Origin of the sequence: Nitratireductor aquimarinus, assembly GCF_017255295.1 — a bacterium.
GTDB classification, from domain to species: domain Bacteria; phylum Pseudomonadota; class Alphaproteobacteria; order Rhizobiales; family Rhizobiaceae; genus Nitratireductor; species Nitratireductor aquimarinus.
In genome coordinates, this window is the sequence record NZ_JAFKDE010000005.1 from 357,421 (window position 1) to 368,563 (window position 11,143).

Below are 11,143 nucleotides of genomic sequence, written 5' to 3' on the forward strand. Positions count from 1 at the left end.
CCCCCTATAGCTGAGAGGACCAAATCGCAGAATCAGGTAATCGAAGGATTACCGCCACGGCCATGAAATGGCCAGAGCCTTCCTTTAGAAGCCGACAAATGCTGACGCTGTTTCATCATCCACTCTATGCTTCCTGCCGCTTCGTGCGGCTTTCCTTTGGCGAATATGGCGAGGAACTCGCCCTGATCGAGGAACGCCCCTGGATTCGTCGCGAGGAGTTTCTGACGCTCAATCCGGCCGGCACGATCCCCGTGCTTCTTGCCGAGGGGGATCATCCGATTGTCGGCCCGACCGTGATCGCCGAATATCTGGACGAGACCCGTGGCGCGCTCAAGCGCGACAAGCGGCTGATGGCCGAAGATCCGGTCCAGAGGGCAGAGATCCGCCGTCTGGTGGACTGGTATCTGATCAAGGCCGATGCCGATGTGACCCGCCATCTGGTGCGGGAGCGGGCGCTGAAGCCGCAGATGTCCAGCGCGGAAGGCGGCGGCTCGCCGGATTCGGCGGCCATTCGCGCGGCCCGCGCCAATGTGCGCCAGCACCTCAAATACACCAACTGGCTCGCCGGCACGCGCGACTGGATGGCCGGCAAGCGGCTCTCCTATGCCGATCTGGCCGCTGCATCCACGCTTTCGGTGCTGGATTATCTGGGCGAGGTCGACTGGCAGGAATATCCGGCCGCGCGCGACTGGTATTCGCGCATGAAGTCGCGTCCCTGCTTCCGTTCCATTCTTGCTGACCGCGTGCGCGGGCTCTCCCCCGTTTCCCACTACGCGGATCTGGACTTTTGATGTCCGGCGCGCAGGCCGACCGGCTTCGCGCGTTCGTCGAGAAAGAGGCGCATGCGCTGGGCTTTGACGCCGTCGCGGTGGCGTCTGCCGAGGCTGCGCCGTCGCGTGCGCCCGAGCTTGGGCATTTCCTGAAAGAAGGCCGCCACGGCAGCATGCAGTGGATGGAGGAGACGGCGGACCGCCGCGCCCATCCGCAGGGCCTGTGGCCGGAGGTGCGCTCGGTCATCATGCTGGGGATGAATTACGGGCCGGATGAAAACCCGCTCGAAATCCTCAAGCGCCGGGACCGGGCGGCGATCTCGGTCTATGCGCGCAATCGCGATTATCATGACGTCATCAAGGGGCGGCTGAAACAGCTTGCCGGCAAACTGGCTGCGCGAACCGGCGAGGATGTGAAGGTGTTTGTCGACACCGCGCCGGTGATGGAAAAGCCGCTCGCCCGCGAGGCGGGGCTTGGCTGGCAGGGCAAACACACCAATCTGGTGAGCCGCGAATTCGGCTCCTGGCTGTTTCTCGGCTCGATCTTCACCACTGCGTCCCTGCCCGCCGATGCGCCGGAGCGCGACCATTGCGGCTCGTGCCGCGCCTGTCTCGACATCTGCCCGACAAAGGCGTTTCCCGCGCCTTACCAGATCGATGCGCGGCGCTGCATTTCCTATCTCACCATCGAGAACAAGGGACCGATCCCGCGCGAGTTCCGCATTCCCATGGGCAACCGCATCTATGGCTGCGACGATTGCCTTGCCGCATGCCCGTGGAACAAGTTCGCGCAGGATGCGGCCGAGGCGAAGCTTCAGGCGCGCGAGGATCTGAAGGAGCCGCCGCTTTCCGGGCTTCTCGAACTGGACGATGCGGGGTTCCGCGCCTTCTTTTCCGGTTCGCCGGTCAAGCGCATCGGGCGCAACCGCTTCATCCGCAATGTGCTGATCGCGGCGGGAAATTCCGGCGAAGCCGGTCTGATCGATCCTTGCAGGCGTCTGGCGGAAGACGAAGCGCCCCTTGTGCGCGGCGCAGCCGTGTGGGCGCTGTCGCGGCTTATGGACAATAAGGCATTTGCTTTACTTGAAACGCAGCTGCGTCCGCGGGAAAACGATGCAGACGTGCAAGCCGAATGGGATGGGCGATCATGACCAAGAGCTTCTTCATCTTCGGCGCGGGCTATTCCGGCCGCGCGATTGCGCGTGAGCTTGCCGGTGAGGCGGCGTCCATTGCCGGCACCACGCGCAGCGCGGAGAATGCCGAACGCCTTAAAGAGGCAGGCATCGCGCCACATGTTTTTCAGGGCGGGGCCGCGCTTTCGCCGGATCTGGAAAAGGCGCTGGCCGAAACCACGCATCTCATCGTCAGCATTGCGCCCGACGCGTCTGGTGACCCGGTGCTTGCGGTCGCGCGTGAGACGATTTCCAGGGCCATGCCGGCGCTGAAATGGATCGGCTATCTGTCGACGGTGGGAGTCTATGGCGATCACGATGGCGACTGGGTGGATGAAACGGCCAAATGCGATCCTGTCTCCGAGCGCTCGAAACAGCGGCTCGTTGCCGAAGCGGAATGGGCGCAGCTCGGGGCGGAAACGGGTCTGCCGGTGGCGATCATCCGGCTGTCGGGCATTTACGGGCCGGGCCGCAACGCCTTTCGCAATCTGGAGGCGGGCAAGGCGCGGCGGATCGTCAAGCCGGGCCAGGTCTTCAACCGCATCCATGTGGACGATATTGCCGGGGCCACGGCGCATCTCGCCCGCCGGTTCGAGACCGGAATTTTCAACGTCACGGATGACGCCCCCTCGCCGCCGCAGGATGTGGTGGCCCATGCTTCCGTTCTGATGGGGCAGGAAACGCCGCCGGACATCGCCTTCGAAGATGCTGATCTCAGCCCCATGGGGCGGTCCTTCTATGGCGAGTGCAAGCGGGTGAGCAATGCGCGGCTGAAAGCCACCGGCTACCGGATGCGCCACCCCGATTATCGCGCGGCGCTTGAGGCCATGTGGGCCGACGGGAACTGGCGGACGGAAAATTCGTAAACCGCGACCGTAAGCGAATCACAAGCTGTGCTATGCTTTGATGATCGCACGGGCGGGTCGAAAACGAGGAAACGATGCGATTCCAACGGATTCTGAAACTGGCGGCCACGGCCTTTCTGGGCTTTTCCGCCACGCTTGCATCGGCTGAGGCCGAGCCGCTGGCCAAGCAGCTTTTCGGCGCGAAAACACTTCCCGCCGCCACCCGTCCCGCCGTGCACGGGTTTTACTCAAAGGGTTGTTTCGCAGGCGGCGTTGCCATTGCGCCCGATGGGCCGAACTGGCAGGCCATGCGCCTTTCGCGCAACCGCCGCTGGGGGCACCCGGTCATGATCTCGGTGCTGGAAAAGCTCTCGCGCGAGGCGGCGCAGGATGGCTGGCGTGGTCTGCTCGTTGGCGATATCTCGCAGCCGCGGGGCGGCCCCATGCTCACCGGCCATGCCTCGCATCAGCTCGGGCTCGACGCCGATATATGGTTCACCGAAATGCCGGCGAAGCGGATGACGGTGGCGGACCGTGAGCGCATCAGCGCCATCTCCATGCTCAAGAAGGGCTCGCTCTACGTTGACGACAAAAAGTGGACGAAGGGACATGAGGCCGTGTTGCGCCGCGCGGCGAGCTATCCGGAAGTCGAGCGCCTTCTGGTGCATCCCGGCATCAAGAAGAAGCTGTGCGACACGGTGCGTGGCGACCGTTCGTGGCTGAACAAGGTTCGCCCCTTCTGGGGCCATCACTATCATTTCCACGTTCGCATCGGCTGTCCCGCCGGGTCGCCGGGCTGCGAGCCGCAGAATCCGCCACCACGCAGTGAGGGGTGTGATGACACGCTGGCCTGGTGGTTCACCGACGAGCCGTGGAAGCCGGCCAAGGGACCTGCCAAGCCGAAGGCGCGCGATGTCATGACCATGGCCGCCCTGCCCTCGGCCTGTCGCGCCGTGCTTGCCGCACCCGACCCGGTATCCGAGGTTGCCGTGACCGTGACGGGCGCCGGCGGCGTTCCGCAGGCGGCGACGGCTGAACTGCCCGTGCTCGGCTATCAGGCAGAAAGCCCGGCCAGTATCCTCTCGGCCATGCCGTCGGCCAGCGTGCCGCGCCCGAGCAACAGGCCGGCATTCCAGTAGATTATCAGCGCCGGACAGGACCAGGCGCGCCAGTTTTTTGGCGTTGGCGCGCTTGCCTTCTGTCTTCAACCGATTTAATTGCGCTCTAAAGGCGTGTTTCAGAGCGGCATATCTGCGTCTGTTCTGCGATGCGCTGGCAATAAAAGGGTTGTGGGGCAACGCGATTGGCGGTTCCATGACCATAAGCATGCTGGGTGCGCCGCACGGCGGGTCCGGGAACCATGCGGGGAGCAGAGCTAGCGCCGTCAGCGCAACGTCCCGTCGCCGGAAACATTCATCGGCGTGTCATCGAGAATGGGGCAAAGACTGACAGGCGCGCCGCGTTCGGCCGCGCCTGAAACCTGAGTCTATGTCATGCATTTCAAGAACGAAAACGATACTGCGCTTCGATTTCCCATCCTGATCGGCGATATCGGCGGCACCAATGCACGGTTTGCCATTCTGGTGGATTCCAACGCCGAGCCGAAAACCTTTCCGGTGGTGCAGACCGCGGATTATGAAACCATCGATGAGGCGATCCAGAGCGCCATCCTCGACCGCACCTCCATTTTACCACAGTCTGCCGTGCTGGCCGTGGCCGGACCCGTCGATGGTGACGAGATTGATCTCACCAATTGCGACTGGGTCGTGCGCCCCCGCCAGATGATGGAGAAGATGGGGCTGGGCGACATCATCGTCATCAATGATTTCGAGGCGCAGGCGCTGGCCGTTGTGGCGCTCGACGACGAGCATCTGGAAATGGTGTGCCCGGGCGAGGCGGACCCGACGGGCAGCCGGGTTGTTCTGGGGCCGGGAACGGGCCTTGGCATGGCCGGGCTGGTTCATGCGCAGCACACCTGGTTTCCGGTGCCAGGCGAAGGCGGGCATGTGGATCTGGGGCCGCGCAGCGAGCGCGATCTCGAGATCTTCCCGCATCTGGAGCGCATCGAGGGACGTGTCGCAGCCGAGCAGATCCTTTGCGGGCGCGGCATGGTCAACCTTTACCGGGCGATCAGCGCCGCCGATGGCAAGCAACCCGTTCATGAAACGCCGGCCGAAATCAGCAGCGCGGGGCTCGATGGATCGGATCCGGTCGCCGTTGAAACGCTCGATCTCTTCGTCACCTATCTTGGCCGCCTTGCCGGCGACATGGCGCTGATCTTCATGGCGCGGGGCGGGGTTTATCTGAGCGGCGGCATCGCCCAGAAGATCGTACCGACGCTCAAGAACGGCAATTTCCGCAGGGCCTTTGAGGACAAGGCGCCCCATAGCGCACTGGTGAAAGAGATCCCCGTCTATGTGATCACGCACCCGATGGCAGCACTTGTGGGCCTTGCCGCCTATGCCCGCACACCGGTGCGTTTCGGGGTCGAAACCCAGGGCCGGCGCTGGAAAGCAGACTGAAAAGACGCCGCCCTCGACCGGATTCACCGTTGCATGAGCGAGAGCGAACGGGCATAGCCTGTTGGCAAAGCTGCACTGGAGCGCCAAGCGCCCGTATGGACGCCTGAAAATGCTCCCACGCTTTGGATCGCCGTGTGTCCGTTTGGACGCACAAAGGACGATCGAAAGCCCGGTTGAACAGGAACGGACGTTTTGAAGCTTGGAAAAAACAAGACGGATGTCGGTGAGGTCCTTCCCGTCATTCGCCGCATTTTCGCGGAGAACGGCCGCGATTACATCGGACATTACCTGATCGCGATTGCCTGCATGCTGGCCATTGCCGGCACCACGGCCTTCAGCGCCTGGATCATGCGCGACATCATCGATGAGGTGTTCTATCGACAGCGCTGGGAGCTGGTCGGCTGGATCTGTGGCGCAATCGTCGCTGCCTTTGCGATCCGCGGCTTCGCGACCTACGGCCAGTCGGTCATGCTCGCGAAGATCGGCAACAACATCGTTGCACGCTATCAGCAGCGCATGTTCGACCATCTGATGCGGCTTGGCATCGACTATTTCACGACCACCCGCTCCGGCCAGCTCGCCGCCCAGATCAGCCAGAACGTGACGGGCATCCGCGATCTGCTCAACATGACGGTGGCCTCCATCGCGCGCGACATGGTCACGCTGATCGCGCTTGTCGCGGTGATGGTGATGCAGGATCCCCTGCTCTCGGTCATCGCGCTGGTGATCGGTCCGCCGCTCATCTATTCGGTGAACTATCTGATGCGCCGGCTGCGCCGCGTCACGCGCGAGGCGGTGGATGTGAACTCCCGCCTGCTGGGCGCAATGCAGGAATCGGTGCAGGGCATCGCCATCATCAAGGCTTTCACCATGGAGCAGCAGCTCTCGGACAAGATGTCCGGGCTGATCGCCTATGCCGAGGACCGCTCCAACAAGATCGCCCGCGTTTCCGAACGCCTCGGGCCGATCACCGAGCTTCTGGCCGGTCTGGCGATTGCCGGCGTGATCGGTTACGCGGCCTGGCGGGCTTCCGTCAGCGCGCAGCCGCCGGGCTCCGTGTTTGCCTTCATCACCGCCTTGCTTCTGGCCTATGATCCGGTGCGCAAGCTGGCGCGCGTGCAGGTCAATCTCGAGCGCGCGCTGGTCAATGCGCGCATGATCTACGAGATCCTCGACGCCGAGCCGCAGCAGCGCGATGCGCCGGGGGCCGGCACGCTCGCGGTGGAAAAGGGCACGGTCACCTTCGACAGGGTGGCGTTCTCCTATGGCGACGATCTGCCGGTGCTGCATGGCATCAGCTTTGTCGCGAAGGCGGGCGAGACCACGGCCATTGTCGGCCCGTCGGGTGCGGGCAAGTCGACCCTCTTCGCCCTGTTGCAGCGCTTCTACGATCTGGATGGCGGCAGCATCGAGATCGACGGGCAGGACATTTCCACCGTTACCAAGAGCTCGCTGCGCAGCGCCATCGCCTATGTTTCGCAGCAGCCCTATCTGTTCGAGGGCACGATCCGCGACAACATCCGCTATGGCCGTCCCGATGCGACGGACGCAGAGGTGGAAGAAGCGGCAAAGCTGGCCTTCGCCGACGATTTCATCCGCCAGCAGGTTCAGGGCTATGACACGCTGGTGGGCGAGAATGGCGCAAACCTTTCCGGTGGCCAGCGCCAGCGCATCTCGATTGCCCGCGCCATCGTGCGCGACGCGCCGATCCTGCTTCTCGACGAGGCGACCTCCGCGCTCGACAATGAGTCTGAAGCGCGGGTGCAGCAGGCGCTGGAAAGCATCATGGAAACGCGCACGACACTTGTGATCGCGCACCGGCTTTCCACCGTGGTCAATTCCGACCGCATCGTGGTGCTTGAGGAAGGGCATCTGGTGGAAGAGGGCACGCATGAGAGCCTTGTGCGCCAACCGCACGGCATCTATGCACGCTTCCATCGCATGCAGAGCCAGAAGAGCGAGGATCTTCTCGCCAACACGACAGCAGACAATGGCGCGGCTGCGCCGCAGGAGAACTAGCATGACGGATATGGGGCTGGTGATCGTGGGAGCGGCAGGCCGCATGGGCCAGACGCTGATCCGCACCGTTCACGCCATGGATGGGGTGCGCGTCGCCGCCGCTGTCGAGCGCCCCGGCTCGTCTTTCCTCGGCAAGGACGCCGGTGAGCTGGCCGGCCTCGGCATCATCAATGTGCCGATCAGCGATGATCCGCTGGCGGCCTTCGCCAAGGCCGATGGCGTTCTGGACTTCACCTCGCCGGATTCCAGCGTTGAATTCGCTGGCTATGCAGCTCAGGCCCATATCGTTCATGTGATTGGCACGACCGGTTTCGAGCCGGAGCACGAAGCGAAAATCAAGGCAGCGTCGCACCACGCCACCATCGTGAAGTCGGGCAATATGAGCCTCGGTGTGAACCTGCTTGCGGTTCTGGTCGAGAAAGCCGCCCGCGCGCTGGAGGCTTCGGATTTCGATATCGAGGTTCTGGAAATGCACCACCGTCACAAGGTGGACGCGCCCTCCGGCACGGCGCTTCTGCTCGGCGAGGCGGCGGCGCGGGGCCGCGAGATCGCGCTGGCGGAAAAGAGCGTGCGCGTGCGCGACGGCCAGACCGGGCCGCGCGAGGAAGGCACGATCGGCTTTGCCACGCTGCGCGGCGGTTCCGTCGTTGGCGAGCACTCCGTCATTCTCGCCGGGACCGGCGAACGCATCACCCTTTCGCATCAGGCTGAAGATCGCGGCATCTTCGCCCATGGCGCGGCCAAGGCCGCCCTCTGGGCGCATGGCCGCAAGCCCGGCCTCTATTCCATGCTCGACGTTCTCGGGCTCAACTGAATCTTCCATTACGAAGCAACAAGGAACCCATCATGTCCGGTACCCTTATTCTCGTTCGTCACGGCCAGAGCGAATGGAACCTGAAGAACCTGTTCACCGGCTGGCGCGACCCGGGCCTGACCGAAAAGGGGCATGAAGAGGCGAAGGACGCCGGCCGCCGGCTGAAGGCGCGCGGCTTCAAGCCGGACATCGCCTACACCTCCGTTCTGTCGCGCGCACAGGTCACCAATGACCACATCCTCAGCGAGCTGGGGATGGAGGGGCTGGAGACCATTCGCGATCAGGCGCTCAACGAGCGCGACTATGGCGATCTGTCGGGTCTCAACAAGGACGACGCCCGCGCGAAATGGGGTGAGGAGCAGGTGCATGTCTGGCGCCGTTCCTACGACACCCCTCCTCCCGGCGGCGAAAGCCTGAAGGACACGGGCGCGCGCGTGTGGCCCTATTTCCTGCACGAGATCCTGCCGCATGTGCTGCGTGGCGAGACGGTTCTGGTGGCAGCGCATGGCAATTCGCTGCGCGCGCTGGTGATGGCGCTCGACGGCCTCTCCGGCGAAGAGATCCTGAAGGTGGAAATCGCGACCGGCGTTCCCATCGTCTACAAGCTCAACGCTGATTCGACGGTGGCCTCGAAGGAAGTTCTCGAGGATTGATCTGTTTCAGGGCGCCTTCGGGCGCCCTTTTCACGTTTTGGGGCCCCCGCAAACCCATGCGGCGGAACGCCCCATGTCATTTTCTTTACAAACATCAAAATCCGCGTTGACACGGAAGGGTTTGCCCCCTACATCGGCATCGCACACCTGCCCAGGTGGCGGAATTGGTAGACGCGCACGGTTCAGGTCCGTGTGCCGCGAGGCGTGGAGGTTCGAGTCCTCTCCTGGGCACCACTCACACAGACTAACCCGTTGATTTCCAATCGGTTTCACCATGAATCCGAGCGGAGGGTAGACCATGTGGGTGACCAAAGATGCCCCTTTCCTCTATACCAAACGGGGCGTGTACTATTTCTCTAGGCGTGTCCCAGAGGATCTCAAAGACCATTACAAAAGCCCCCGAATAGCGATTTCGCTCCGCACCAAATCAAGAAAGGTTGCGAGGGCTAGAGCTATCACGCTTGCTGCAAAGCTAGATGAGGATTGGCTAACCCTTCGATGGAAAAGCGCAAGCGATCCTCTGCGGCGCTTTCTCAATCATCGGATGCCCAGCGAAACCAAAATAGCGAGCGAAGGAATCACGCTCAGCGATGCGAAAGAGCTGTATCTCCAAGCGAAGAAGAATGGGCGCTCTTCTACCTTCACCCAAGCCGCTGAGCGTAGCGTTGGATACTTAGTTGGATGCCACGGTGATAAGCCGATCGATGCTTACACTCGCAGCGAGGTCAACCAATTCCGAGATGCTCTGCTTGATCGTGGTCTTACAAGGGCGAGTGTGAGGCGCACGTTCAATACCATCCGCGCCATCGTAAATTTCGCAGCCAGAGAGAGCGGCTTACCTGAGGTCAAAGCATTCTCGGGAGTTTTTATCGGTGACGAGGATACTGTGCAGACCAAGAAGCGAGCGTCGCTTCCTCCGGAGGTGGTGGAAACAGTTCAGCAATCATGCCGAGAGATCGATGATGAGCCTCGGTGGCTGGTTGCGTTGATTAGCGACACTGGGATGCGGTTGAGTGAAGCTGTCGGGCTGGTCAAAGAAGACGTAGTGCTGGATGATGAGTATCCCCATGTCACGGTTAGGCCACACCCTTGGCGTCGTCTGAAAACAAAGGGGAGCGAGCGAATAATTCCGTTGGTAGGTACGTCTCTTTGGGCAGCAAAACGCGCACTGGAAGCATCCAATAGCTTATTCCTCTTCCCTCGGTATTGTAGTCAAGACGGCCACAAAGCAAATTCGGCGAGTGGTGCATTGAATAAATGGCTTTCTCCAAGGGTTCCCACCGGCTGTGTTGTTCATTCGTTCCGACATAGTCTCCGCGATCGGCTTAGGGCTGTAGAATGCCCTCCCGACATCATAGATCGCATTGGTGGTTGGAGTGTTGCCGGTATAGGCGAGAGTTATGGACGGGGGTATCCGCTGCCTGTCCTCTCAAAATGGATGGCGAGTATGGTGGCAGGATTAGGGGGAGATTGATTGACCGCTATTGTAACAAGCAATGTCGATTTGGTTGTCGAGGTCATTGATGCGTTGCTTCATCCGTCGTTTGACGGCGACCATCATCTTCAGCACGTAGAAGCAATCAGCGAGTTTCTAGGCCGCCAGCCGGAGGATGGTGCGGGTTCGGTTCTACTCGAGGCGCGGGAGAGGTTTGCCGCTAGGCATGGTGTGGATCCCATGTGTTTTGCCCTCGAGCCGGACATAGAAGCGAGCGCAATTGCTGGTCGATTAAAATCGTATCTCCCACACTGGCCGATCTACCTATACCATGGCACGGTTGTGTCTCGGCTACCTTCGATTTCGAAGCTTGGGCTTCAACCCCGTTTCCGGAAATCGGGGTGGGAAAAGCTAGTGGGGGCCGAACACCTAAACCAAGGCGTCTTCTTCACCACATCCTGGAGAACGGCAACCAACTGGTCTCCGGCGCTAAGGTCCGGATCCGACGCAGGCAACTCGCGACGTGGCACAGTGGCGGTCATAAGGTTAGAAGCACAGCACCTGAAGTACGAACCGGACAACTGTGCTCAAGCGTGTGACTGCGTGTTCGTTGGTGGAACTGTAGCCGTAGACAAGGCTTTTTATCTTGAAGGTAGAACTACAGGGATTGCGAACTGGAAGCCTTTACCTCGCCTAGGGTGACACATGGTCTACCCTCCGCTCGGATTCATGGTGAAACCGATTGGAAATCAACGGGTTAGTCTGTGTGAGTGGTGCCCAGGAGATGGGTTAATTTCCCATCACAGGCATCTCTCCACCGTTGATATCCAATGCAATCAATATGTTATCTGTACTCAGGTTCGATGTGAAGGGGCGTTTTTGGTCTACCGTTTGGTCTACCGTTGGGTGGAAC

Annotated in this window: 9 protein-coding genes and 1 tRNA gene; all 10 read left to right on the forward strand. The window is 61.5% G+C overall.

Annotated features, from left to right (window positions below):
• Positions 1-98: 98 nt before the first annotated feature.
• The 10 genes from JYP46_RS10970 to JYP46_RS11015 all read left to right on the forward strand — a co-directional run bounded on the left by JYP46_RS10970 (position 99) and on the right by JYP46_RS11015 (position 10,269).
• Entirely contained in the window at positions 99-791 is a 693-nt protein-coding gene (locus tag JYP46_RS10970) for a glutathione S-transferase family protein (protein ID WP_206545549.1), read from the forward strand.
• A complete protein-coding gene (gene queG, locus JYP46_RS10975; RefSeq protein WP_206548093.1) occupies positions 791-1,921 on the forward strand; it encodes a tRNA epoxyqueuosine(34) reductase QueG in 1,131 nt (376 codons plus the stop codon). Before JYP46_RS10970 ends, queG begins: the two co-directional genes overlap by 1 nt.
• A complete protein-coding gene (locus JYP46_RS10980) occupies positions 1,918-2,808 on the forward strand; it encodes an SDR family oxidoreductase (RefSeq protein ID WP_206548094.1) in 891 nt (296 codons plus the stop codon). The genes queG and JYP46_RS10980 overlap by 4 nt, the downstream gene beginning before the upstream one ends.
• A 74-nt stretch (positions 2,809-2,882) precedes the next feature.
• On the forward strand, positions 2,883-3,926 hold the full coding sequence (mepA, locus tag JYP46_RS10985; RefSeq protein ID WP_206545546.1) for a penicillin-insensitive murein endopeptidase: 1,044 nt from the start codon (positions 2,883-2,885) through the stop codon (positions 3,924-3,926).
• A 354-nt stretch (positions 3,927-4,280) separates the two neighbouring features.
• Complete coding sequence (locus JYP46_RS10990) at positions 4,281-5,309, forward strand: glucokinase (protein ID WP_206545545.1); 1,029 nt, start codon at positions 4,281-4,283, stop codon at positions 5,307-5,309.
• Between the two features lie 192 nt (positions 5,310-5,501).
• Complete coding sequence (locus JYP46_RS10995) at positions 5,502-7,328, forward strand: ABC transporter ATP-binding protein (protein ID WP_206548095.1); 1,827 nt, start codon at positions 5,502-5,504, stop codon at positions 7,326-7,328.
• Position 7,329: 1 nt separating this feature from the next.
• Positions 7,330-8,142 (forward strand): 4-hydroxy-tetrahydrodipicolinate reductase, encoded by an 813-nt coding sequence (gene dapB, locus JYP46_RS11000; RefSeq protein ID WP_206545543.1) that lies wholly within the window; start codon positions 7,330-7,332, stop codon positions 8,140-8,142.
• A gap of 32 nt (positions 8,143-8,174) precedes the next feature.
• Positions 8,175-8,795 (forward strand): 2,3-bisphosphoglycerate-dependent phosphoglycerate mutase, encoded by a 621-nt coding sequence (locus tag JYP46_RS11005; protein ID WP_113153662.1) that lies wholly within the window; start codon positions 8,175-8,177, stop codon positions 8,793-8,795.
• 149 nt (positions 8,796-8,944) lie between these two features.
• Positions 8,945-9,029, forward strand: a tRNA-Leu gene (locus JYP46_RS11010).
• A gap of 64 nt (positions 9,030-9,093) precedes the next feature.
• Complete coding sequence (locus JYP46_RS11015) at positions 9,094-10,269, forward strand: DUF6538 domain-containing protein (RefSeq protein WP_206548096.1); 1,176 nt, start codon at positions 9,094-9,096, stop codon at positions 10,267-10,269.
• The last annotated feature ends 874 nt before the right edge of the window (positions 10,270-11,143 follow it).

What these genes read in the sequence shown, in the direction of transcription:
- queG (WP_206548093.1), top strand. Translation starts at nt 791, where the DNA reads ATGTCCGGCGCGCAGGCCGACCGGCTTCGCGCGTTCGTCGAGAAAGAG.
- JYP46_RS10980 (WP_206548094.1), top strand. Translation starts at nt 1,918, where the DNA reads ATGACCAAGAGCTTCTTCATCTTCGGCGCGGGCTATTCCGGCCGCGCG.
- JYP46_RS10990 (WP_206545545.1), top strand. Translation starts at nt 4,281, where the DNA reads ATGCATTTCAAGAACGAAAACGATACTGCGCTTCGATTTCCCATCCTG.
- JYP46_RS11005 (WP_113153662.1), top strand. Translation starts at nt 8,175, where the DNA reads ATGTCCGGTACCCTTATTCTCGTTCGTCACGGCCAGAGCGAATGGAAC.
- dapB (WP_206545543.1), top strand. Translation starts at nt 7,330, where the DNA reads ATGACGGATATGGGGCTGGTGATCGTGGGAGCGGCAGGCCGCATGGGC.
- JYP46_RS11015 (WP_206548096.1), top strand. Translation starts at nt 9,094, where the DNA reads ATGTGGGTGACCAAAGATGCCCCTTTCCTCTATACCAAACGGGGCGTG.
- mepA (WP_206545546.1), top strand. Translation starts at nt 2,883, where the DNA reads ATGCGATTCCAACGGATTCTGAAACTGGCGGCCACGGCCTTTCTGGGC.
- JYP46_RS10970 (WP_206545549.1), top strand. Translation starts at nt 99, where the DNA reads ATGCTGACGCTGTTTCATCATCCACTCTATGCTTCCTGCCGCTTCGTG.